The sequence below is a fragment of the Microbacterium sp. SMR1 genome, from assembly GCF_003289625.1.
Taxonomy (GTDB): Bacteria; Actinomycetota; Actinomycetes; order Actinomycetales; family Microbacteriaceae; genus Microbacterium; species Microbacterium plantarum.
In genome coordinates, this window is the sequence record NZ_QMBN01000002.1 from 971,423 (window position 1) to 993,431 (window position 22,009).

Annotated in this window: 21 protein-coding genes and 1 tRNA gene; 14 read left to right on the forward strand and 8 right to left on the reverse strand. The window is 68.5% G+C overall.

Translation table 11 applies throughout. The features are described 5' to 3' along the window. Window positions 1-134 precede the first annotated feature (134 nt). Genes DO944_RS09180 through DO944_RS09200 form a run of 5 tightly spaced genes read left to right on the forward strand, consistent with a single transcriptional unit; the run spans window position 135 to window position 5,537 of the window. Window positions 135-1,397, forward strand: coding sequence for an extracellular solute-binding protein (locus DO944_RS09180; protein WP_112616745.1), 1,263 nt, complete (start codon window positions 135-137; stop codon window positions 1,395-1,397). After that, window positions 1,394-2,329, forward strand: coding sequence for a carbohydrate ABC transporter permease (locus DO944_RS09185; protein ID WP_258524634.1), 936 nt, complete (start codon window positions 1,394-1,396; stop codon window positions 2,327-2,329). The genes DO944_RS09180 and DO944_RS09185 overlap by 4 nt, the downstream gene beginning before the upstream one ends. Continuing rightward, entirely contained in the window at window positions 2,329-3,177 is an 849-nt protein-coding gene (locus DO944_RS09190) for a carbohydrate ABC transporter permease (RefSeq protein ID WP_094262209.1), read from the forward strand. Before DO944_RS09185 ends, DO944_RS09190 begins: the two co-directional genes overlap by 1 nt. A 46-nt stretch (window positions 3,178-3,223) precedes the next feature. Continuing rightward, window positions 3,224-4,519, forward strand: coding sequence for an ABC transporter ATP-binding protein (locus DO944_RS09195; RefSeq protein ID WP_112616747.1), 1,296 nt, complete (start codon window positions 3,224-3,226; stop codon window positions 4,517-4,519). Between the two features lie 40 nt (window positions 4,520-4,559). Continuing rightward, window positions 4,560-5,537 carry an alpha/beta hydrolase gene (locus DO944_RS09200; RefSeq protein ID WP_112616749.1) on the forward strand — a complete coding sequence of 326 codons (978 nt, stop codon included), beginning with the start codon at window positions 4,560-4,562 and terminating at the stop codon, window positions 5,535-5,537. Between the two features lie 30 nt (window positions 5,538-5,567). Here DO944_RS09200 and DO944_RS09205 read toward each other — a convergent pair whose 3' ends face one another. Continuing rightward, complete coding sequence (locus tag DO944_RS09205) at window positions 5,568-6,056, reverse strand: YajQ family cyclic di-GMP-binding protein (protein ID WP_071918434.1); 489 nt, start codon at window positions 6,054-6,056, stop codon at window positions 5,568-5,570. Between the two features lie 55 nt (window positions 6,057-6,111). On the opposite strand from DO944_RS09205, the gene DO944_RS09210 reads away from it, so the two are divergent. The 5 genes from DO944_RS09210 (at window position 6,112) to DO944_RS09230 (ending at window position 9,814) form a co-directional block, all read left to right on the forward strand. Continuing rightward, window positions 6,112-6,438, forward strand: a complete 327-nt coding sequence (locus DO944_RS09210) for a hypothetical protein (RefSeq protein WP_112616751.1) — start codon at window positions 6,112-6,114, stop codon at window positions 6,436-6,438. A gap of 123 nt (window positions 6,439-6,561) precedes the next feature. After that, on the forward strand, window positions 6,562-7,707 hold the full coding sequence (locus tag DO944_RS09215) for a DUF2510 domain-containing protein (protein WP_258524635.1): 1,146 nt from the start codon (window positions 6,562-6,564) through the stop codon (window positions 7,705-7,707). After that, complete coding sequence (locus DO944_RS09220) at window positions 7,704-9,086, forward strand: hypothetical protein (RefSeq protein ID WP_112616753.1); 1,383 nt, start codon at window positions 7,704-7,706, stop codon at window positions 9,084-9,086. Before DO944_RS09215 ends, DO944_RS09220 begins: the two co-directional genes overlap by 4 nt. 61 nt (window positions 9,087-9,147) lie before the next feature. After that, the gene (locus DO944_RS09225) at window positions 9,148-9,639 is read left to right on the forward strand and encodes an FBP domain-containing protein (RefSeq protein ID WP_112616755.1); all 492 of its coding nucleotides are present in this window, start codon (window positions 9,148-9,150) and stop codon (window positions 9,637-9,639) included. A gap of 93 nt (window positions 9,640-9,732) precedes the next feature. Beyond that, window positions 9,733-9,814 (forward strand) — tRNA-Tyr (locus DO944_RS09230). Window positions 9,815-9,882: 68 nt separating this feature from the next. On the opposite strand, the gene DO944_RS16040 is transcribed toward DO944_RS09230, so the two are convergent. Continuing rightward, window positions 9,883-9,999: a SapB/AmfS family lanthipeptide gene (locus DO944_RS16040; RefSeq protein WP_220118300.1), complete on the reverse strand. Its 117-nt coding sequence runs from the start codon at window positions 9,997-9,999 to the stop codon at window positions 9,883-9,885. 13 nt (window positions 10,000-10,012) lie between these two features. Beyond that, entirely contained in the window at window positions 10,013-12,604 is a 2,592-nt protein-coding gene (gene lanKC, locus DO944_RS09235) for a class III lanthionine synthetase LanKC (RefSeq protein WP_112616757.1), read from the reverse strand. A gap of 322 nt (window positions 12,605-12,926) precedes the next feature. On the opposite strand from lanKC, the gene DO944_RS09240 reads away from it, so the two are divergent. Together DO944_RS09240 and DO944_RS09245 are read left to right on the forward strand one after the other, a co-directional pair. Then, entirely contained in the window at window positions 12,927-13,622 is a 696-nt protein-coding gene (locus DO944_RS09240) for a response regulator transcription factor (protein ID WP_112616759.1), read from the forward strand. Window positions 13,623-13,818: 196 nt separating this feature from the next. Then, the gene (locus tag DO944_RS09245; protein WP_112616761.1) at window positions 13,819-15,924 is read left to right on the forward strand and encodes a thioester domain-containing protein; all 2,106 of its coding nucleotides are present in this window, start codon (window positions 13,819-13,821) and stop codon (window positions 15,922-15,924) included. A gap of 110 nt (window positions 15,925-16,034) precedes the next feature. Here DO944_RS09245 and DO944_RS09250 read toward each other — a convergent pair whose 3' ends face one another. Both DO944_RS09250 and DO944_RS09255 read right to left on the reverse strand, forming a co-directional pair. Continuing rightward, a complete protein-coding gene (locus tag DO944_RS09250; RefSeq protein ID WP_112616763.1) occupies window positions 16,035-16,703 on the reverse strand; it encodes a response regulator transcription factor in 669 nt (222 codons plus the stop codon). Window positions 16,704-16,716: 13 nt separating this feature from the next. Next, window positions 16,717-17,994: a histidine kinase gene (locus DO944_RS09255; RefSeq protein WP_112616765.1), complete on the reverse strand. Its 1,278-nt coding sequence runs from the start codon at window positions 17,992-17,994 to the stop codon at window positions 16,717-16,719. Between the two features lie 79 nt (window positions 17,995-18,073). On the opposite strand from DO944_RS09255, the gene DO944_RS09260 reads away from it, so the two are divergent. Further along, the gene (locus DO944_RS09260) at window positions 18,074-18,976 is read left to right on the forward strand and encodes a hypothetical protein (RefSeq protein ID WP_112616767.1); all 903 of its coding nucleotides are present in this window, start codon (window positions 18,074-18,076) and stop codon (window positions 18,974-18,976) included. Window positions 18,977-18,995: 19 nt separating this feature from the next. Here the strand turns inward: DO944_RS09260 and DO944_RS09265 are convergent, their stop codons facing one another. The 3 genes from DO944_RS09265 to DO944_RS09275 form a co-directional block, all read right to left on the reverse strand. Continuing rightward, window positions 18,996-20,150: a sensor histidine kinase gene (locus tag DO944_RS09265; RefSeq protein WP_181574188.1), complete on the reverse strand. Its 1,155-nt coding sequence runs from the start codon at window positions 20,148-20,150 to the stop codon at window positions 18,996-18,998. Window positions 20,151-20,330: 180 nt separating this feature from the next. Further along, window positions 20,331-20,843: a hypothetical protein gene (locus tag DO944_RS09270; RefSeq protein WP_112616771.1), complete on the reverse strand. Its 513-nt coding sequence runs from the start codon at window positions 20,841-20,843 to the stop codon at window positions 20,331-20,333. After that, a complete protein-coding gene (locus DO944_RS09275; RefSeq protein WP_112616773.1) occupies window positions 20,840-21,214 on the reverse strand; it encodes a PadR family transcriptional regulator in 375 nt (124 codons plus the stop codon). The genes DO944_RS09270 and DO944_RS09275 overlap by 4 nt, the downstream gene beginning before the upstream one ends. Window positions 21,215-21,327: 113 nt before the next feature. On the opposite strand from DO944_RS09275, the gene DO944_RS09280 reads away from it, so the two are divergent. Further along, the gene (locus tag DO944_RS09280) at window positions 21,328-21,987 is read left to right on the forward strand and encodes a response regulator transcription factor (RefSeq protein WP_112616775.1); all 660 of its coding nucleotides are present in this window, start codon (window positions 21,328-21,330) and stop codon (window positions 21,985-21,987) included. The last annotated feature ends 22 nt before the right edge of the window (window positions 21,988-22,009 follow it).

Below are 22,009 nucleotides of genomic sequence, written 5' to 3' on the forward strand. Positions count from 1 at the left end.
CCTCGTCCGCCCGGCGTACTACAGCGCGTCGGGTTGGGCAACCCGTGGTCGCTGCATTCCTCCGACGCCATGATGGGGGAACGCCCGGTGCCGTGAGCGCGCTGGGTCGCGACGATACGGAACGAGGAGGCCCGATGCGCACGACCCGGGTCCTGGCAGCCGCATCGGTGGTCGCGCTCGCAGCGACGCTCGGCGCCTGCGCCCCCGATGACGGTGTGCCCACGCTCACCTGGTACATCAACCCCGACGACGGCGGGCAGGCGCGGATCGCCGCCGCCTGCACGGATGCCGCTGACGGCGCGTATCGCATCGAGACGTCGCTGCTGCCGCGTGATGCGGCGTCGCAGCGCGAGCAGCTCGCCCGGCGTCTGGCAGCCGGCGACACCTCGCTCGACATCATGAGCCTCGACCCGCCGTTCATCCCGGAGCTCGCCGAGCCCGGCTTCCTCGACGACGTTCCGGGAGAACTGCAGAACACCGACGGCATCGTCCAGGGCGCGGTCGACTCCGCGAGCTGGGGCGGCGAGCTGGTGACCGTTCCCTTCTGGGCCAACACGCAGCTGCTCTGGTATCGGCAGTCGGTCGTCGAGGCGGCGGGCCTCGACATGTCGCAGCCGGTCACCTGGGACGACATCATCGCCGTCGCCGAGGAGCAGGATCTGCGGCTCGGCGTTCAGGGCGCGCTGGCCGAGTCGCTGACCGTCTGGATCAACGCCCTCGTCGCGTCGGCCGGCGGCGAAATCCTGAAGAACCCCGAGGCGCCCGCTGACGAGCTCGAGCTCGGGCTCGACAGCGACGCGGGACGAGCCGCGGCGGAGATCATCCACCGCATCGGGGCCGACGGGCTCGGCGGGCCGGGTCTCCCGACCGCCGACGAGAACGCCAACATGAACCTGTTCCAGGGCGAGCAGGGGTCCTTCATGGTGAACTGGCCGTTCGTGTGGCCGGCGATGACCGGCGCCGACCCCGCCATCGCCGATGACCTCGGCTGGGCGGTCTATCCGCGTGTCGATGCCGACAAGCCCGCCGCACCTCCCGTGGGCGGCATCAACCTCGGCGTCGGCGCCTTCAGCAAGAACCCCGACCTCGCCTGGCAGGCCGTCGAGTGCATCGTCCAGCCCGAGAACCAGTCGCAGTACTTCGTCACCGACGGCAACCCGCCGTCCAACGCCGCCGCCTACGACGACCCTCGCGTGCAGGAGGAGTTCCCGATGGCCGACACCATCCGCGAGTCGCTCGACCTCGGTGTGCCGCGTCCGCAGACGCCGTACTACAACGAGATCTCCATCGGGCTCCAGCGCACATGGCACCCGCCGGCAGCCGTGAACCCCGACACCACCCCGAGAACGTCGAGCGAGTTCATCCTCGCCGTCCTGCGAGGGGAGCGTCTGCTGTGAGCACGCGGGAGAGCGCGTCGCCGCGGCCGCACCGCTCGGCCCGGGCGCGTGCGGAGGGACGACTGGGCTGGATGCTGGCCGGACCGGCATTCGTCATCATGCTGCTGGTCACGATGTACCCGATCGGGCAGGCCCTGTTCGATTCGCTGTTCAGCCTGCGACTCACCGCCCCCGATGAGCGGTCGTTCGTCCTCTTCGAGAACTACAGGGTGGTGCTCAGCGACCCCGCGTTCTGGCGGTCGATGGGGGTCACCCTCTTCATCACGGTCGTGACCGTGCTGTTCGAGCTCATCCTCGGCTTCCTCCTCGCGCTGGTGATGCACCGGGCGATCAAGAAGCTCCGCGGGCTCGCGCGGACCGCGATCCTCGTGCCGTACGGCATCATCACCGTCGTCGCGGCCTTCGCCTGGTTCTATGCGTTCGACATCAACTCGGGCGGGTACGTCAACAACTGGCTCAGCTGGATCCCGGGGTTCGACCCCGAGCTCAACTGGTTCGCCGAGCAGGGCACCTCCCTCGTGGTGATCATCTTCTCCGAGGTGTGGAAGACGACGCCGTTCATCTCGCTGCTGCTGCTGTCGGGCCTCGCGCAGGTGCCCGGCGATCTGGAGGAGGCCGCGAAGGTCGACGGGGCCACCGGGTGGGAGGTCATGCGTCGCGTCATCCTGCCGAACATGAAGGCCGCGATCATGGTCGCCGTGCTCTTCCGCACGCTCGAGGCGTTCCGCATCTTCGACAACATCTACATCATGACCGGTGGCGCCAATGACACCGAGGCGCTGTCGCTGCTCGCGTACAACACGTCGATCGGGCGCCTCGAGATCGGGCTCGGCTCGGCGATCTCGGTGCTGCTGTTCCTCAGCGTCCTGATCATCGCCGCGATCTTCATCAAGGGCTTCAAAGTCGACCTGGCGACGGGACGGAACTCCTGATGCGCACGCTCACCTGGCCGCAGCGGATCGGATGGGCCGCGATCATCATCGCGGTGCTCGTGTGGTCGCTCTTCCCCGTCTTCTCGATCCTTATGACGTCGTTCAAGACGCCGTCGGGTCTGTTCTCGGGAACCCTGCTCCCGCAGGAATGGACGCTCGAGAACTACACCGAGATCCTCGCCCCCGGCGGCGGCGCGCAGGATCTGTTCCTTCCGGCGCTGCGCAACTCCGTCGGCATCTCGCTCATCGCCACCTTCGTCGCGGTCGTTCTCGCCACGCTGTGCGCCTACGCGATCGCGCGACTCGAGTTCCGCGGCAAGCGCATCATCCTCGTCACCGCGCTCGCGGTGTCGGTCTTCCCGATCGTCTCGATCGTGACGCCGCTGTTCAACCTGTGGCGGGTCATCGGCCTCTACGACACCTGGTTGGGGCTCATCATCCCGTACCTCTCGCTGACGCTGCCGATCGCTATCTGGACGCTCGCGGCCTTCTTCCGCCAGATCCCCTGGGAGCTCGAGCAGGCGGCGCAGGTCGACGGCGCGACGCCGTTCGAGGCCTTCCGCAAGACGGTCGTCCCGCTCGCGGCGCCCGGAGTGTTCACGACGGCGATCATCGCGTTCTTCATCGCGTGGAACGACTTCGTCTACGGCATCTCGCTCACTTCGACGAGTGCGGCGCGCCCCGTGCCCGCCGCTCTGTCGTTCTTCACCGGAGCGTCGCAGTTCGAGCAGCCCACGGGCGCGATCTCGGCGGCCGCCATCATCGTGACGATCCCGATCGTGGTGGTCGTCGTCATCTTCCAGCGCCGGATCGTCTCCGGCCTCACGCAGGGCGCGGTCAAGGGATGACCTCCAGCATCCCCGCCGCCGCCGCGTCTACCTCGAAGGGAACGTCATGGCCTCCATCACGCTGAAGAACATCGTGAAGACGTACGACGACGGCTTCACGGCGGTCAAGGGCGTCGACCTCGACATCGCCGACGGCGAGTTCGTGATCCTCGTCGGACCCTCCGGGTGCGGCAAGTCGACGCTCCTGCGGATGATCGTGGGCCTCGAAGACATCACAAGCGGCGAGATGCTCATCGACGGCGACCTCGTCAACGACAAGGCGCCGAAGGATCGTGACCTGGCGATGGTGTTCCAGAACTACGCGCTCTACCCGCACCTCACGGTGTACGAGAACATCGCCTTCCCGATGCGATTGAAGTCGAGCAACGTGCCCGACGACGAGATCGACGAGCGCGTGCGCCGGGCCTCGAGCCTTCTCGAGCTCGACGAGCACCTCGAGCGCAAGCCGGCGAACCTCTCGGGTGGCCAGCGTCAGCGCGTGGCGATGGGCCGCGCGATCGTCCGCAACGCTCGGGCGTTCCTGTTCGACGAGCCGCTGTCGAACCTCGACGCCAAGCTGCGCGGGCAGATGCGCACCGAGATCGCCCGGCTGCAGCGTTCGCTGGGAACGACGACCGTCTACGTCACCCACGATCAGACCGAGGCCATGACGCTCGGCGACCGGGTGGCGGTGCTCCGCCGCGGCGAGCTGCAGCAGGTGGCCAGCCCTCGCGGGCTGTACGAGCAGCCGGTGAACCTCTTCGTCGCCGGCTTCATCGGGTCACCGCCGATGAACTTCCTGCACGGCACGGTCGAGGGCGACACCCTCAAGCTGCCGATGTTCGACGTTCCGCTCGATGACCGGCTGCGCCGCGCGATCGGAGAGCGCGAGCTCGTCATCGTCGGCGTGCGCCCCGACGCATTCGAGGATGCCGAGACCTCCGACCGTCCGCTCGAGGGTGGTGTGCGCGCCGAGGTCGATGTCGAGATGACCGAGTGGCTCGGCGAGGTGCTGTACGCCTACATCCCGTTCGAGGTCGAGGAATCGGTCCGCGAGAAGCTCGCCGAGCTCGACCGCGATCTCGACGGAGAGGGGCTCCGCACGGAGCTCGTCGTGGCGCTCGACTCGCTCAGCAACATCCGCGCGGGGGATCCGGCGACACTGTGGTTCTCGCCCGACTCGCTGCACGTGTTCGACCCCGAGACGGGAGAGAACCTCACGCGCGACGAGGAGAGGGCAGCGAAGCTCGAGGACGATGCCCGCGAGCAGCGCAAGCGCGCGCTCCAGCGTGCCCAGGAGCGCGAAGCCCGTCGCACCGGCTCCGGTGCGGGCTCGGGCTCGCAGCAGAGTTCCGCCGCCTGACGCCCTGCGCCCGCGGATGTCCACGACCTAGGGTGGGGGCATGCGGGCGGATGAGGTGACGTGGGGTCCCGACCTGCTGGGTCCCGGCTTCGAGCAGGCGACGCTTCCGCTGGGGTCGGATGACGAGGGCGACGTTGTCGCGACACTCGTGCGGGCGATGCCGCATCCGGGGCTCCGCCTCTTCGGCGCGTGGCGCGACATCGACGTGCTGTACGTCCACGGCTGGTCGGACTACTTCTTCCAGACCGACCTCGCCCGCCTGTTCACCGACCGTGGCGCGCGGTTCCACGCGCTCGACCTGCGGAAGTACGGGCGCAGCATCCGTCCCGGACAGGCGCGCGGGTACGTCACGTCGCTCGATGTCTACGACGACGACATCGAGGCGGCGCTCGCCGCGATGGACACCGAGCGTCAGGGCCGGCGGCTCGTGCTCCTCGGGCACAGCACCGGCGGACTGACGCTCACCCTCTGGGCGGCGCGCCACCCGGGGCGAGCCGCCGCCGTGGTGCTGAACAGCCCGTGGCTGGAGCTGCAGCTCGGCCCCCTCGGGCGGCAGGCGGTCGCGCCGCTCGTCGAGGTGCGGGCGCGCTTCGACCCGCGTGGTGCCCACCCCGCCGTCGATCTCGGGTTCTACACGCGGGCCCAGCGCGAGGTGGGCAGCCTGCCCGACGCGCCCGACGGCTGGCGCCCCGAACGGGGCTTCCCGACGCATCCCGCATGGCTCGCCGCCGTCATCGCCGGGCATGCGCGCGTCGCCGCCGGCGTGGATGTCGGCGCACCGGCCCTCGTTCTGCTCTCGGCGCGGTCGACGTCGCCGCTGCGCTGGAACGACACGATGACCTCGACCGACTCGGTCCTCGTCGTCGACGACATCGCACGCGCGGCCACCCGCATCGCCGCCACCGTCACGATCGCCCGCATCGACGGTGCCCTGCACGACGTCTTCCTCTCGGCTGCGCCCGCACGCGCCGAGGCCGCTGACCGACTCGTGTCGTTCGTCAGCGGCCTCGACCGGTGATTGCTCAGCCCGCGATGATGCGGGGGAGCGTCAGCGGTAGTTGACGAACTGGAGGTCGACGTCGAGGTCGGCGGCCTTCAGCATCCGCTGCACTTCCTGCAGGTCGTCGCGCGACTTCGACTGCACGCGCAGTTCATCGCCCTGGATCTGCGACTTGACCGACTTCGGGCCCTCGTCGCGGATCATCTTGCTGATCTTCTTGGCATCCTCCGACGAGATGCCCTCCTTCAGCGTCGAGACGATGCGGTACTCGCGACCGGAAGCGGTGGGCTCGCCCGAGTCGAGGCTCTTGAGCGAGATGCCCCGCTTGATGAGCTTCGTCTGGAAGACGTCGAGCACGGCCTTGGCGCGCTCTTCGGAGTTCGCCTTGATGAGGATCGACTCGCCCGACCACTCGATGGAGGCATCGGTGCCCTTGAAGTCGTAGCGCTGCTCGACCTCCTTGCGGGCCTGGTTCAGCGCGTTGTCGGCCTCCTGGCGATCGATCTTGCTGACGATGTCGAACGAGGAATCTGCCATGCCGCTACTCTAGCCGCGCCCGTGGCCGCGCGCCGGGGGAGGCTAGGCTCGCGCCATGACGAGTGAGCCCGCTAACCGGCCCTGGAGCCGCCGCGGCCGCGGGTGGGGAATCGCCGCGACGATCTTCGCGGGCATCGGCATCCTCCCGGTCGCTGTCGTGGTCGTCCTCGGGTACACGGTGGATCCGCTCTGGGGATGGATGCTGTTCGTCGCCCTGCCGATCTCGATCGCGGCGGGAGCTCTCGGCGGCGTGCTCGGCATCATCGGGCTGATCGCGGCGCGCGGCGACCGAGGAGGATACGGGTGGCCCGTGGTCGGGCTGGTCCTCGGCTGGGGGCAGGTGCTGCTGGGGACCGGATTCCTGAACGGCTGGTTCATCTGACGCCGAGGGCGTCTGTCACGACTAGCAGATCCGGCGCGGAAAAGCAGGTGTACGAGCCTCTTCGCGCATGCCAATAGCATCGTCTCGAACCGGCGGTGCTCGCGGCCGGGGCGAGGGGGACGCGTGAACGACGTGCCGGACTCTGTTCCGACCGTGCCGGCCGGCTGGCATCCCGATCCATCGGGACAGCAGCAGCTCAGGTATTGGGACGGCCAGCGATGGACCGATCACGTCTCGCCCTACCCCGTGGCGGAGCAGTCGGCGTCGGATGCCGCGCCGGCGGCGGCCCCCGCTGCCGCGCCCGGTCCCGCGCCCAAGAACCCCGGGCAGAAGGTGATGACGCGCGCGACCTGGATCGTGCTGGCGGCCACACTCCTCATCGTCGGCGGCGCAGCCGGATTCGTCGGTTGGACCGTCGTCTCGGCCAACGCAGCAGCGACGTCGGAGGCGCCGGATGTCGTCGACGGCTTCCTCGCCGCCGCCACAGCCGACGAGCCCGGCTGGACGGAGTACGCCTCGCCCGGGTACATCGCGATCTCGGGGTCGGCGACGCCTCTGTTCGGCGATGCGCGTGCCGCGGAGGTGCTCGACCTCTCTATCGAGTACGACCGGCGCGGCATTTTCTATGGAACCAACGGCGCCGCCGGCTACGAGTCGCCCAGCGGCGCGGACACCGCCAAAGCACTGGTCGATGTGACCTACACCTTCACCGTCGACGGCACGCCGCAGACGGCGACCTCGACCCGCGAGATCTGGCTGACCCGGCCCTACTACTACGGTGACGATGTGCCCTCCGGCGCTCGCCAGGGGGAGACTCCGACGGCCATCGGTCCCTGGCGGGTGACGGGCGCCGCTTCGGCGTCGTCGTACGACGGAGCGGTCGTCGCGACGACGAGCTTCGAGCCCGCCCGTATCGATCAGGCCTGTTACACCTCCGACGTCGTGCTGTCGCAGATGTCCGAGATCGCGCGCACCGAGGGCGTGCTGGCCGCGGTCTGCCTGAGCGGCGGAACCTCGACCTCCTTCGACGACGGCATCGACATCGACGCCCTCGCCGCCGGGTTCCCCGTCGTCGGCCAGGCTGCGCCGCTGACCGATTTGATGGGGTGGCACAACGATCCCAACACTCCGGCACCCCTCGAGCAGTACCTGATCTCTTCGGGCGGGACCGACTACGTCTTCGTTCTCGCCTCGACCGGCGTCGGCGGCGAGCTGACGACCGACTCCGAGCGCCGCATCATCCTCATCTCGAAGGCGGAGACCCGATGACCGACACGACTGAAGCGCAGCCCGTGGCATCACCGCAGCCGAAGCCTCGCAACCGCGCGGCGCGCACGATGCAGATCGTCATCGCCTCCCTCGGCATCGGTGCGCTGCTGATGACCGTCGCCGCGGGCGTCGTGCTGTGGCCGCGGACGCCCGAGGCCGGGCCGACGGCCGATGTTCCGGTCGCGTGGGCTCCGTGGGCCGACAACGACCTGGCGACTCCCACCAGCGCCACGTTCGCCGAGATGAACGCCGCGATGCGCGACAAGGATCGCGAGCGGTTCCTCGCTCACGCTACGGGTGACGCGGCGACGCAGCTCGCGCTGTGGTGGGACAACTCGAGCAAGATCGGGTGGGATGTCGCGGCGATCGCGCCGTCGGACCTCGACGTCGACGAGACCGGCACCATTGAGGTCATCCTCGGCGCTCAGTATGCGTTCGCGGCGCAGCCGCAGCGAGGCGACGGTGACAGCGACGCCGGCCTCGACCTCATTCAGGGCTTCGCCTACACCGTGACCTTCGAGCCCGGTACCGTCCCCAGCCGGTCGTTCGACCGGTACGAGGAGACGGAACCGCCCGAGCCCGCTACGATCACGTCCATCGTCCCCGCGCGCGAGCCGAACCCGTGGGACGAAGGCGAGATCTACGTCACCAAGCGCGACCACGTCGTCCTTTTCGGTATGAGCGACGAGGCTGAGCTAGTCGATCAGAACGCGGATGCTGCCGAGCGGTCGGCCGTCATTGCGCTGGACACGATCCGCGCCCTCGGCGGCGAGCCGACGCAGGACGGCTTCGTGTCCGCGATCACCGACGACGATGACCGCTTCCAGCGCTGGCAGTACGGCAAGGGCACGCCGTGGGACATGGATGTCGCCGGTTACGCGCGTCCGACTCTCCGACCGCAGATCGCGCAGCGCTTCCTCGACCCCGTGATCGCGACGGGATCCGACACCTCCGGAACGCTCATCGTGATGGGCCCGGGCAGCGCGTCGGGTCGCGAGCAGGTGTTCGTCCACGAGTTCGCACACGGCCTTCACTACGCAGCGGCGCCCGGGTCGTTCATCGCACCGCCCGTGGCGGTCCACGAGGGATTCGCCCGCTTCGTCGAATGGAAATCGGGGCTCGCCGATCCCGGGTACCTCCGGCCTGAGGTGAAGGCCGCCGTCGCCGCGCAGGGGATGGGTGCCTTCACCGACGAGGCGCTGCGCAGCAAGGACGCGAACCTCGCGTACGACGCCGCGGGCTCGTTCTACGCCTACGCCGATGCCTATGACGGGTCGGCCTGGACGATGGCAGTGGATTCGGTCCTCGGCGGCGGATTCTTCGTCGACAGCACCGAATTCACCGAGGCCGACTGGCAGGCGTGGGTCGCGTCGCAGTGACCGCGGGAGGGCGTCCGTGCACGCGGCCCGCGGATGCCGTGCGCTTCGTAGGCTGGAACGCGTGCAAGCTCTGACCGAAGACCAAGTCCGCGCTTCGTTCGTCAACGCGACGGCCGACGACCGCCGGATCATGGCGATGCCGATCGACTTCATGCTGCTCGACTGGGACCACCTCGACTTCCTCGCTTGGCGGGATCCGAACTCGCGCGAGCGGGGATACGTCATCACGCAGCGCGAGGGCGCCCCGGTCGGAGTCGTGCTGCGTGCAGCATCCGGAAGCTCGCGTGCGCGCTCCGCGCTCTGCAACCTCTGCCACACCATGCAGCCCGGCGACCAGGTCACCCTCTTCAGCGCGCGCAAGGCCGGACCGGCCGGCGATGCCGGCGACACCATCGGCACGTACATCTGCGCCGACCTCGGATGTCACGACAACGTGCGGATCGCGGGGCCGCTCGCGCCCAGCGAGATCCGCGCGAGCGTCGATCGCCGGATTGACGGCACGCGCCACCGCACCGAGGCCTTCGTCGAACGGGTCATCGGCGGCGACGACTGACGGCCCTCGCCGTGGTTCGGAGCACGCGGTCACAGGGGGTAATATGGGTTCTCGCGCCTCCGGTCGACTGCACAAGCCGGGCGGGTGCGCACTGGCGAGTTACCCAAGCGGCCAAAGGGATCTGACTGTAAATCAGACTGCATTGCATTCGGGGGTTCGAATCCCTCACTCGCCACATCGAGAAGGGCCCCCGCTGAGCGGGGGCCCTTTCGTTTTTCGCTGCGGGGCGCGCGATCGGCGGAATCAGCAGGCCGTCGACACGGTGCTCCGGCACAGACCGATGCTTACTGTGCTGCCTACGACAGTGCGATGTTCGTCTTCGCTCTTCTCGAGCGTCTGCAATGCCAGGATGAAACCCATTTGTTCACCTCCCTCATCCTCTCGCCGCCGGAGAACCGGCGGGCACGAGCACCGGGGGGAGGAAGGGCAGAACCGGCTGGTCACTGTTCGAAGCCGGAGGCGACGCGGAGGCGAGCGCGAGCAGCACGCCCGCGGCGCCGGTCGCAAGATCGCACGACGCGCGCAGCATCCCGTCGCCCACGAAACGCGCGCCGACCGGCGCGTCGAGGGCGTGCAGCGTCATTCGCCCGAGGTGATGGTCGCGCGCGCGGACCGTGTCTGCGCTCGCGTGTCCGGTCGCCTCCAGAGAATGAAGGAAGAGGGCCAATCCGGCTCGGCCGGCGAAGAGTCCCGCCTGGACGACGAAGGGCGCCGACGCCGCGCGGATGATGCCGTGCAGCGTGACACGCAGCTCGTCATCGGCAGGCTCATGCGCCAGGTACCGTGCGAGCACGAGGCCGACGCCGGCCGACCCGTGCGCGAGGTAGGGAAGCATGCGCCATCCCTGGTCGACCTGCACCGAGCCGTCCGCGTCGCGGCGCAACGTGCGGAGGTCGACGTCGAGCGCCCGGCGGGCGATCTCGAGGAAGCGGCGCTCTCCGGTGAGCTCGAACACCCGGAGAGCCAGAAGAGCTGTCCCGCTCGCGCCGCCCATCAGGCCGCCGTGCCGTCGTGACGGCACGGGCGACGGTGCTCCCGACGGCGCGGCGTGACCGAGCAGCCCCCAGCGTTCGCGGAGGATTTCGATGATCGCGGTCGCCCGCTCGATGTTGCGCTCGGAATCGGGCTCGTCGAGCAGAGCGATGCCGATCCCCGGAAGACCCGTCGCGAGGTCGGAGCCGAGTGACCCGACGGCGTCGTCGTGCAGGTACTCGTCGAGTGCCGTCGCCTCGTCGGCGAAGCCGAGGCGCCGGCAGGCCCAGAGCGCACCGGCCGCGCCGTCCATCAGCCCGAGGCGTGCCTGCCCGGGACGCAGCTGCGCGATCGAGCGCGACACCCACGATCGCAACTCCGACGGAAGGGCGACCCCCGCGGCATCCAGCGCAACGGCGACCCCCAGTGCGCCGTGACCGAGGGAGAACGCAGGCTGCCCGAACTGGCGGGGATCGCCCGGCCACAGCCGGTCGGTCCGCTCGGGCGTCGCGTCGGCCACGAGCTGCTCGGCGACACGCTCGATCGATACGACGGGTGCAGGATGCCGCGCCGCACAGTCGGCGGGCCGAAGCCGGGCGGTCATCCGCTCGCACCATTCGCGGGGCAGATCGAAGACCGCCGCGGCCTCGGTGACGAGGGCATCCGCCTTGGCCGGCTGCAGCGCCAGCGGGCTCGTCATCGGAAGGAAGACGTAGAGCTCGATGCACGCCAGAGCGTGTGCATCGCGCCGCACGGGGTCCGGCTCGTCCGGGAGGGAGAATCCCGCTGCGCCGAGGACGGCGGGCATGCGAGAGCCGACGGGAAGCGACATCTCCAGGTCGAGGAGGCTCACCGACCCGTCGGCGTCGACCATGACGTTCGCCGGATGCAGGTCGCCGTGGGTGACGCCCGCGGCGTGCAGCCGGGTGACTTCCCTCCGCAGCGCGTCGAGCACCTGCAGCATCCGATCGCGGTACGCGCGGCGCTCCGCTGGCGTTGAGGCGGCGGCGGTGAGCGGGCTGGTCGTCGCGACCAGCCGATCGAGGGGCTGGCCCGGAACCCGTTCCAGGGCGACGAAGCGGTGGCCGTGCGCCTCGAAGGCGGCCCTGACCGCCGGGACGCGGACCCTCCCGGCGAGAGCGCGGAGGGTGCGTTCCTCGTCGCGGAGCCGCCCGACGGCGTCGCGCCCGTCGGGCGTCCAGCCAGCGAACGGGCGAGCCTCCTTCACGATGACCTCTGCGCCGTCGAGAGCCCCGGTGTAGACGCCGCCGGCGTTGGAGTAGTGCAGGGCACCGGTGATCTCCGGGAAACCGGGCGGCGGCTCGTGCCCGAGCGCGTCGAGTTGCCGCTGGAGAAAGGGCGGCAGTTCGATCCAGGGTGGGATGTGGAACCCCGCCGTCCGCTGGTCGGGTACCCACTTTCCCGTCCGCAGATCCTGTATGGCGGGCAGGGCATCACCGTCGACGAGGACTTCGTGGTCGGTGAAGGCACCGTACCGCACGAAGAGCGGGCCAGCGTTCCAGCGCAGGTCCGAAAGGACATACGGGCCGGGCTCGCCGCCGAGCACCTCGTCGAGCGAGACGAGGCAGTGCTCGAGGCTCCGCTCGGAAGGCGGATAGAGCGTGATGAACTTACCCGCGCCCGCGCGGTCGGCATCCTTGGCGAGCACGGCCGCGAGGGCGCGTTCGTCTCGCAGGTGCTTGAAGGCGATGGTGTGGCGGTGGCAGTACCTCGAGGCGATGTCCAGCACGGTGCCTGCCGCATCGGGAAGCGCGGTGATATGCACCTTCCATCCCTGTTCGGGCAGACGATGCGCGGGCGGCAGCCACACCGACCACGGGCCCCGTCGGCTGTGCCGCCAGCCCTGCGACGTGAGGGTCGTCGGCGCGTACACAGCGGTATTCCCGTCGGCCTCGGCGCTCGCGTCATCCGTGCCGGGCACGTCGTAGAACACCCGATCCCGTGTCGCGAAGCGCCCGAAAATCAGTTCCATCTGCTTCCCCCATGGCCCGGAACGGCGGGCTCAGGGTCATCATCCGTCCGCTCGAGCGGCGCCGCCTGCGCGGCTGCCGGCACAAAGGCGCCCTGAGCTGCCGGTGGTGCCGCGTCGCAGCCGTTCACGGACACCGAGGCGGCGCGCAAATAGGTCCTAAAAATTCATCCGAATGGATGAAGTAATCGCGATTGTTGAGAATACCCGCGGCACGGAGGTGCGAAGGACTAAAGACCTGAAACTGTTCGAAAAGCCGGGCGCCCCCTAGGCGCGCCCTGGCGCAGGTGTTTGACTGAGGCCACCCGGGAGAGGCACGGAGGCTATGAATGACGAAGCGGAGACGCCGTCCGAGCCGATTGATGGGGCCCTCGACGTCGAAGACGAAGTACGGGTCCTCCTCATCAATCGACGGGACGTCGTCCGACGGGGCTTGAGAGCGGTCATCGAGGATTCGGATGACGTCGTCGTGGTGGGCGATGCGGCGCGACTCGACGACACGGGACGAATGATCGACCGGACCGAACTGGATGTCGCCATCCTCGATGCGACGGAACCGACCGCGCGCATCGTCGACACAGTCGACACGATCCGGCGTGTGCAGGCGAACGTTCCCGTGGTCGTGCACGGACGCACCGACGCCGGGGAAGCGAAGCGCATCGCGTGGGCGGCTGGGGCCGATGGCTACCTTCTCGATGACGCCCGCGGGAAGGACGTCCTGCAGCTGGTGCGGCGGATCGCGCGCGGGGATGGTTCCCATGGACTGCAGGCGGTCGCGACCTCGGGCCCGCCGGCCGACGAACCGGCCGCGCCTGATCTCACCCTGCGTGAGCGGCAGGTCCTTCGTTTCATCGCCGCCGGAATGACGAACCGGCAGATCGGCCTCCGGCTCGGCCTGGCGGAGAAGACCATCAAGAATTACGTCTCGGGACTGCTCGCCAAGTTGCATCTGGAAAGTCGCACGCAGGCTGCCGTGTATCGCGTCATTCACGACGAAAGCACGCGCAGCGGCCCTTTATGAGCGAGATGGTCCTTTCGACGTCGAAGGTCGAAGGGACGAATGGCACTGCCGACCTCGCTCGGTCGTGGTCGAGGGTGACCATACGCATCCCCGTGAAAGGGAGCGTCTGCACCCCGCCCCGGAGAGAGGGAGACGCCATGACCGGCATGAGACAGGAAGCCTCGCATCACTCGTCGACGGAAAAGCAGGTCGCGCCATGACGGCGCGTTCAGTCGTCGCGTCTCGCGGCGATCGGCTCGGCGCGAGCAGCCGTGGCGTCATCGCTGCACTGGGAGCTCTCGTCGTCGCGGCGCTCGTGATGTTCCCGCTCGGTCCCGCCGCGCATGCGCGCATCGATGATGCGACGCCCATCGGTGATGGTCAGATCGGCCCCAACACCGAGATCCAGATCACGAGCCTCGGCCCGGGGGCGACGCTTCCCGGTCTCGAACCTCCCTCGCCCGTCACCCAAGACCCGCAGGCGCCGTATCCGACGAGCAACCCCGAGGGATACGCGTCGGTCTCGACGTTCGCCGGCACGATCGTCGCGTCGAGCGTCTCGGACCCGTCGCTGACAGCTGAGATGTACTGCATCAATCTGCGCGTCTCGACCTACGTGGGGATCGGATACGAGTCCGGCAGTTGGGAGGAGTCGAACGTGCCCAACATCGGGTACGTCACCTACATCCTCAACAACTTCTATCCCACCGTTCCGGAACCGGCGGGTCTGTCGGCGAACCAGCAGGCTGCCGCCGTGCAGTCGGCGATCTGGTACTTCACCGATGGCTATGTGCTCAGCACCACGGCGAGTTCCACGGTGCGCGAGGCCACGGCGGCGATCGTCGCGGCAGCTCAGGCCGCCGGTCCCGTCGTGGAGCCGCCCGCGCCTGAAGTGAGCATCACGCCGGAGTCCGACACGGTCGGAGCGACATCGAGTGCCGGGCCTTACACGGTCACCGCCGAGGGAGCGACCGACGTCACCGTCTCCGTTCCCGGCGGGTACGCCATGTTCACGGATGAGGCGGGCATGGAGCCCCTGGCAAACCCCGCGACCGTCCCATCGGGCACCGACATCTGGGTGAGAGTCCCCGACGGATCACCGGGAGAAGCGGTGATCAACGCGCGCGCGACGGTGACCGTCCAGCGCGGACAGGTCTACCTGTACGACGGCAACACCCCGGACCTCGCCGACGCGCAGCGGCTCATCCTCGCAGACACCGCCGAACTCGACGCGGTCGACTCTGCGGTGGCGGAGTTCCTCGCCGTGGGCTCGCTGACGGTCAGCAAGGCGTTCGCCGGTGAGGCGCTCGGGTTGCAGGGCGACATCCAGCTGGCGATCGACTGCGGCGAGGGCTACGCCTATACCGCCGACATCCCCGCCGGTACCGCGTCGACGCAGACCTTCACGTACTCGGGCATCCCAGTGGGCACGACCTGCACCGTGACCGAACCGGTCACGGGCGCGAACACGGCCGTCGACGTCTCGACGGATGCCGGCCAGGACGCTGAGATCACGTCGGAGGGTGCGGCCGTCACCATCACCAACACGGTGACCTATCTGCCGGGAGAGCTGCGAGTCGTCAAGAACATCGACGGCGACGCGGCGGGGCAACAGGGTGCCATCTCGCTGCGCATCGTGTGCGGAGACGTCCTCGACGAGACGTTCGAGATCCCCGCGGGTGCTGCCGCGGGGGAGTACGAGCAGCTCTTCACCGACATCCCCGCGGGTACCGAGTGCACCGTCACGGAGCTGGAATCGGGCGCAACGGCGCAGGTCGACGTCACGACCGGCGCCCCGGTCACGGTGGCGATCGAGCCGGGCGCGACGGTCGATGCCGCCCTGGCCAACGACGTCGTGTATCTGCCCGGTTCGTTGCGGGTCGTGAAGACGATCACGGGTGGTGGCGCCGGCTTGCAGGGCGACATCGAGCTCACCGTCCGTTGCGATGACGGGGCCGTGCTCGATGAGACGTTCACGATCCCCGCGAGGAGTGCAGCGGGCGACTACGAGCAGGTGTACACCGACCTGCCCGCCGGTTCGGACTGCGTCGTCACGGAGACGAAGGCGGGAACGACCGCGCTGGTCCAGGTAGCCACCGCCGACCCGGTCACGGTAGAGATCCCACCGGGCGACACCGTCGACGCGGCCCTCGTGAACGACGTCCGCGGCGGCAAGCCGGTGGTCCCGGGTCACAGCGCCCTGCCCGCCACCGGTGGCAGCGAACCGCACCTGGCCCTCATGCTCGGACTGGGCAGCATGATGGTCGGTCTGCTCCTGCTGGCGGGAGGCTTGCGGGTCCACCGTCAGCGCGCGATCCGCTGAGCCTGATACGACCGTCCCCCTCCCGCTCGTCAGCGGGAGGGGGACGGTCGTGCGGTCGGTTGTGCGGTGAAAACCCGTGTCGAAGTTTCACCCGGATGGATGAAGTAATCTCACACCCGGTTGCGCGCGCCCCACAGTGCGAGCTGGGTGCGGTCGGCGAGATCGAGCTTCTTGAGTGCGGAATGCAGCTGCGATCGCACGGTGTGAACCGACACCTGCAGCGTCTCGGCGATGCCCTCGTTGCTCGTGACTCCGCCGGCGAGCACGGAGATCACGCGGCGCTCGGCCGAGGTCAGCAGAGCGCTTGCTTCGGGGTCTTCGGGAGCGCCGCCGCGGCGCACGAACTCTCGGATCAGCGGCGCCGTCACTCGCGACGACACGAGTGCCTCGCCCCGCGCTGCGGCGTAGATCGCGCCGACGAGCTGGTCCGAGTCGTGGCTTTTCAGCAGGTATCCGACGGCGCCCGAATCGAGTGCCTCACTGACGTAGCCGTCGACGGCGAAGCTCGTCATGACGATGACGGCGATGGGGGAGCGACCGTCGTCGGGACGAGCGAGCAGGCGCGTGGCGGACAACCCGGACATCTGGGGCATCTGGATGTCCATGAGCACGACGTCGGCGCGTTCGGCCCGTGCGACGTGAACGGCGTCGACGCCGTTCGAGACCTCGCCGACGACCTGGATGCCGGGAGCGCCTTCGAGCTGAAGCCGCAGCCCCCGGCGCACGGCGCGATTGTCGTCGGCGATCAGAACGCGGATGCGCTCGGCCCCACGATTCATACCGTTCTCCTTGTCAGGCGATCGGGTCGATCGGGATCGCGATCCGCACATCCCATCCGCCGGTCGGCGTCGGCCCTGCGAACAGTGTGCCGCGCAACAGTTCGACGCGCTCGCGCATCCCGCGCAGGCCCCAGCCGAGATCGAGGCCCGGCACGGGCATCGAATCAGTGCCGGGTGCTTGGTTGACGACCCGGGCGCGGAGCTCCTCGTCGGTCACGGTCACCGAGATGGTGACCGGCGCTCCGGGGGCGTGTTTCGCCGCGTTCGTCAGTGCCTCCTGGAGAACGCGGTAGGCGGTGGTCGAGACGACGGCGGGCAGATCGGACACGGCTCCGTCGAGGTCGAATGAGACCGGCATGCCGCGTTGCGACCAGAACTCCACGAGCTCACCGGCGCGACGCAGGTCGCGGGTCGTCTCGGCGGGACCAGCTGCGTCGGCGGCGTGCAGATCGCTCAGCGCACCCGCCAGGCTCGCGGCAGCGAATCGGCCCTCGTTGCGCACCTCGCCGACCAGACGGATGGCTTCGTCGGGGCGTGCCGGTGCGAGGGAGATGGCGGCGTCGGCCAGCGTCACGAGCCCGGCGAGGTGCTGGCCGGCGACATCGTGCAGCTCTTGCGCGATGCGGGCGCGCTCGCGTTCACGCGCGTCGTTGACCCGCGCATCGTGTTCTTGGCGCGCGAGCTCGGCCTGCTCGCGAGCAAGGTTCACCTGACGAACCTGGGCGCCCCACCAGATCCCCAGGGCGGTCGCTCCGAGGGCCGGCGCGGTGAAGCGGAAGAACTCGTTCGCCATGAAGCTCAGGGCGGTACCGACATCGCCCGAGTAGAAAACGGCCCAGGTGAAGAGCCCGCCCATTCCGGCGACCACGACGCCGAGCAGGCACACGACGGCCGAACCGGCCGAGACCCGGCGGGCCAGAAGGAACTGCGCGAGTGCCACGACGAGATACGTGCCGATGAGCCAGTTCGGTATGTCGAAGGCGCCGAGGAGGAGGAGGTAGACGGCCACGGTTGCGAAGACCGCGATGCGGGGCCACCGATCGCTCAGGAGGACAGCCGAGGCTTGGGCCACGCATGCCAGGGCGAGGATGACGCACAGCAGCGATATCGATATGTCGAAGGGCCAATCGACGGGGCCAGCCATCATCGCGGTGATCGGCGTCGCGAGCACCTGAACGGTCGTGCTCACCGAGACGATCGCGACCAGGATCAGCGCCGCGCGACGCGTGCGGAAGAAGGTGCGCGTCGCGGATGCGTCGAGCTCAAGGCCAGGCTCTCGGGGTGGGTTCACCACAGAATCCTCTCAGCCCCGCACGGAACGCTCGTGCATGCCAGGATGTGAGGTGTCAGCGCGGAAGGAAACCCTGTCGATGAGCAAGCCCATCACATCTCCGGAATCGAACAAGCTGCTGCGAGCCGCGATCTGGGTCGCCATCGGTGCGCTCATCGCGGCGGCTATCGTCTGCGTCGTCTGGGTGCTGATCGGGTCGGGCACCGGAATCGTCGCCCGCGCGTTCATGACCGTGCTGCTGCTCGCCGGCTTCGCAGGCATCGCCATCCTCGAGTCGCACCTCGCAGGTCGTCGCCCCGCGTGGTTCGCTCTGACGAGCATGGGCACCTGGGTCGTGGCGCTGCTCGTGGGCGCCGTCATGATCTGGCTTCCATCCCCGACCGAGAGCTTCGGCTGGGGGTACGAGCGGTTCATGCGGTTCCTCCTGGTGTTGCTCATCCTGCAGCTGGCGCTGCTGCACCTGCGACTCTTCACCAAGGCCTACCTGCGCAACCCCACGACCTTCCTGTCGATCGTCACCTATGTGACGATCGCCTTCCTCGGCATCGTGGCCGTCATGCTCATCGTGCCGTTGGTCGGAGGGGAGTGGTTCGACTTCCTGCCGATCTACTGGCGGGTCGTGGTCGCACTGACGATCCTCGCCGCCGTGGGCACGGCCCTCGTGCCCCTCGTGAACGCGCTACTGATGCCTCGCGCTCCTCAACCGGCTGCCCCGGCATGGCCGACCTACGCCGATGGCCGGACGCCTCTCCCCGTCCTCGCCGACGGATCGCCCGACTGGCAGGCGTACTACACGGGGCGCCCCACCTACCCGCAGGGTTACGCTCCGGCGCAGCCGGCGCCGCAGGCCCCCGCGCCGGGGCAGCAGTCCGCCCCCGCACAGCAGGTGGCCCCGGCGCAGCAGGCGGCCCACGCCGAGCCCGGGTACGGGGACTATCCGCCGCCTCCGCCGCTGCCCGACCAGCCCATCGCCCCGCGCTGAGGCTTTCCGCGGCCGCACGTCAGGCGATGGGGAGGGCTGCCGTCACCACCCATTCGCGCCCCTCACGCCGGGAGTCGAAACCTCCACCGAGGAGGGCCGCCCTCTCACGCATGCGGATACTGCCGTAGCCACTCGAGGGGAGCGGGGTGAGGGCTCGCCGTCGGCCGAGGGTGCTGCGAACGTGCAACCTGACGACCTCGTCGACGATGTCTACAGAGACGGAGACCGGTCCCGGGGCCGCGTGCTTCAGGATGTTCGTCACGCTCTCGCGCAGCATGCGAGCCACCGTCGTGTCGATGATCTGAGGCAGTTCGTCAGCGCCATCCGCCACGGACATCGAATACGGGAATCCAGCTCGCATCAGATCGCGCTCGGCCTCGTGTAGCGCGACGCACAGCGACTCCGGGGTCGACGTATCGGCACGCTCGTTCTGCACGCGTGAAACGAGTCGATGCAGATCGCGTAGTGCCCGTCGTGCGGCGTCGCGGATGGTGACCTGCGATTCGTGCAGCGAGACGGTCCCGGCCTCGAGCGACATGAGCTCGGACTGCATCACGATCACCGTGAGATCCCTCGACACGACATCGTGGAGTTCGTCAGCGATGAGAAGCCGTTCCGACTGACGCACCTCCTGCTCGATGATCATCTGCCGGGCGAGTTCCTCGCGAAGGCGCTGCTCGCGGCTCCGAGCGAACCGGAGCAGGAGCCCGATCCCCCCGGAGACCGTCGCGAGCAGCAGGTAGATCACGATGGTCGACAGCTGGTCGGACGCCGCCGAGAAGACCGCTGCGGCGACGGAGACGAGGAGGAGCCCGACGTACGCGGCGAGCAGGCGGGTTCCGGCGGTGCGCGCCGCGAACCCCGTCGCCACCGCGAGCGCGAGAAGCATCTCGGTCGAGGATCCGACCAGCAGAGACAACCCCATCGACGCGGCGAGGGCGATGATCGTCGCCGGTGGGCTGATGACGAATCCCGCGAACAGCGCTGTGACGACGACCTCGAACGTGGCTTGCAGCGCGTCGTCGCCGCCCCGGGTGATGGCAAGCAGGATTCCGGTGACGACGGCCACGACCACGATGGAGAGAATCGCCCGACGTTCGATCCCTGTGAGGGCCGGCACCGACGGAATAGCGCCGCGCGATTGCCGCGTCGGCAGGAGTGCGCGTTCTGCCATGCGGTCCATCATGGTCGACCGGCCGACGTAACTCACGGATGTCGGTCGGCGCCGAACGCTGGCATCACTTACACAGTCCGAGCATTTCGCAGATCGTCGTCCACAGGCTGGCGGTGGGCAGGATGGTGAAGATGCGCATGGGTCGTTCCTTCGTGTTGATGGGGTGGGCGGATCGAGTAGTCACAGAAGCGCGGCAAGCGCCAGGATCAAGCCTGCGAAGCCGACGAAGGTCCAAGGCAGGAGCAGGAGCAGCGTGGACGCCCGGGACCATTGCGCTTCGGTGTGCAGATCGAGCTCGTCTCGGAGCGCTGCGGCGATGGCGCGCCGGGTAAGAGAGACGGACAGCATCACCAGGGCGATGAGGAGGCCGACGCCTCCGGCGATCGACCACGGCGACGCCGAGGCATCGCCGTCCATCCACCGCACCGACGCGATCACGAAGACGATGAACGTCGCGATGGCCGCGAAGAGGGAGAGGATCGTCGTCCTCGACGGCAGATCCTCGGAGCCGGGCGCCGCGAGCGTAGCCGCATAAGCCACCGGGTCGCCGAAGGCATCCTCGGCGGCGTCGTCGTCGCCGTCTCGGAGATGCACCCGCACCGTTTCGACCTCCTCCCGAATGCGTTCGTCGGGTACGTCGCGGCGCTCGAGCTCGGTGCTGAAGAGTGAGATCCAGCGTTCGTTCGTGGTCATCGGCGAGTCCCTTCGAGGGTGATGAATGTGTTGACGGTGGTGACGAAGCGCTGCCACTCTTCGGACAGCCGGACGAGTTCCGCTTGACCATGAGGAGTCAATGCGAAGTACTTGCGGCCAGGGCCGCCGTCGCCTGGTCGCCATTGCGTGGTGACGAGGCCCGCGGATTCACAGCGAGCCAGCAAGGGGTACAGGGTCCCGCCCTTGACCGCCCCGAATCCAGATCGGGCGAGAGTCGCGCTGATCGCGTACCCGTACGACGCGCCGTCCTGGAGCGAACGCATCACCAGGAGGGGGAGGAGGCCCCGCATCCATTCGCTGTTCCAGGTTGAGGCGTGATGCGACGCGTTGCTGCCGTCGATTGCGTCCATGACTAGATCGCAACACGACCTAGTCCCACGGGCCATCTACTTCTGTCCAGAGGCGTCTCGACTTTCGTCTTGGTTGCCCCGGGCTGTCGGAGCCGTTGGTATAGCCTCCCGGTGTGGGGGAGATCCGAGTGGTGATCGTCGATGACGATTCGCTGGTCCGACGCGCGCTGGGGGCCTACATCACAGCTGCGGACGGTATGCGCGTGGTCGGTGAGGCGGAAGACGGCGACGTTGCCGCCGATGTGGTGGTCCGCTCCGCGGCCGACGTCGCACTCGTGGATCTGCGCATGCCCCATGTCGGAGGTTTGGAAGCCACCATCGCGATCTTGTCGTCGAGCCCCGCCACCAAAGTGATCGGTATCACGACGATGGCGACGGCCGAAGCGGTCATTCCGGTCCTGAGAGCAGGAGCTGCCGGTTACCTGGTGAAGGATTCGTCCCCCGACGAGATCACCGACGCTATTCGAGCCGTGCACCGCGGGACCGGAGCGCTGTCGCCGGCGGTCAGCGGCCAGCTGATCCGAGCCCTGCAGACAGCTGAAACCGGTGCATTGCGACTGCCTACCGAGTCGGAGAAACTATCGGCGCGCGAGGCCGAGATCGTGCGATATCTGGCAGCGGGCCAGTCCAACGGCGAGATCGCCCGTTCGATGCACGTATCCGAAGGAACCGTCAAAGCCCACTTGAGCAACATCATGCTGAAGTGGAACGCCCGCGACCGGGTGCAGGTGCTCATCACGGCGGCGCGGTTCGGACTCGTCAGCTTCCGGTAGAGCGACTTCCTGCCGAAACTGG

What these genes read in the sequence shown, in the direction of transcription:
- DO944_RS09180 (WP_112616745.1), top strand. Translation starts at nt 135, where the DNA reads ATGCGCACGACCCGGGTCCTGGCAGCCGCATCGGTGGTCGCGCTCGCA.
- DO944_RS09190 (WP_094262209.1), top strand. Translation starts at nt 2,329, where the DNA reads ATGCGCACGCTCACCTGGCCGCAGCGGATCGGATGGGCCGCGATCATC.
- DO944_RS09195 (WP_112616747.1), top strand. Translation starts at nt 3,224, where the DNA reads ATGGCCTCCATCACGCTGAAGAACATCGTGAAGACGTACGACGACGGC.
- DO944_RS09200 (WP_112616749.1), top strand. Translation starts at nt 4,560, where the DNA reads ATGCGGGCGGATGAGGTGACGTGGGGTCCCGACCTGCTGGGTCCCGGC.
- DO944_RS09205 (WP_071918434.1), bottom strand. Translation starts at nt 6,056, where the DNA reads ATGGCAGATTCCTCGTTCGACATCGTCAGCAAGATCGATCGCCAGGAG.
- DO944_RS09210 (WP_112616751.1), top strand. Translation starts at nt 6,112, where the DNA reads ATGACGAGTGAGCCCGCTAACCGGCCCTGGAGCCGCCGCGGCCGCGGG.
- DO944_RS09220 (WP_112616753.1), top strand. Translation starts at nt 7,704, where the DNA reads ATGACCGACACGACTGAAGCGCAGCCCGTGGCATCACCGCAGCCGAAG.
- DO944_RS16040 (WP_220118300.1), bottom strand. Translation starts at nt 9,999, where the DNA reads ATGGGTTTCATCCTGGCATTGCAGACGCTCGAGAAGAGCGAAGACGAA.
- lanKC (WP_112616757.1), bottom strand. Translation starts at nt 12,604, where the DNA reads ATGGAACTGATTTTCGGGCGCTTCGCGACACGGGATCGGGTGTTCTAC.
- DO944_RS09240 (WP_112616759.1), top strand. Translation starts at nt 12,927, where the DNA reads ATGAATGACGAAGCGGAGACGCCGTCCGAGCCGATTGATGGGGCCCTC.
- DO944_RS09245 (WP_112616761.1), top strand. Translation starts at nt 13,819, where the DNA reads ATGACGGCGCGTTCAGTCGTCGCGTCTCGCGGCGATCGGCTCGGCGCG.
- DO944_RS09250 (WP_112616763.1), bottom strand. Translation starts at nt 16,703, where the DNA reads ATGAATCGTGGGGCCGAGCGCATCCGCGTTCTGATCGCCGACGACAAT.
- DO944_RS09260 (WP_112616767.1), top strand. Translation starts at nt 18,074, where the DNA reads ATGAGCAAGCCCATCACATCTCCGGAATCGAACAAGCTGCTGCGAGCC.
- DO944_RS09265 (WP_181574188.1), bottom strand. Translation starts at nt 20,150, where the DNA reads ATGGCAGAACGCGCACTCCTGCCGACGCGGCAATCGCGCGGCGCTATT.
- DO944_RS09270 (WP_112616771.1), bottom strand. Translation starts at nt 20,843, where the DNA reads ATGACCACGAACGAACGCTGGATCTCACTCTTCAGCACCGAGCTCGAG.
- DO944_RS09275 (WP_112616773.1), bottom strand. Translation starts at nt 21,214, where the DNA reads ATGGACGCAATCGACGGCAGCAACGCGTCGCATCACGCCTCAACCTGG.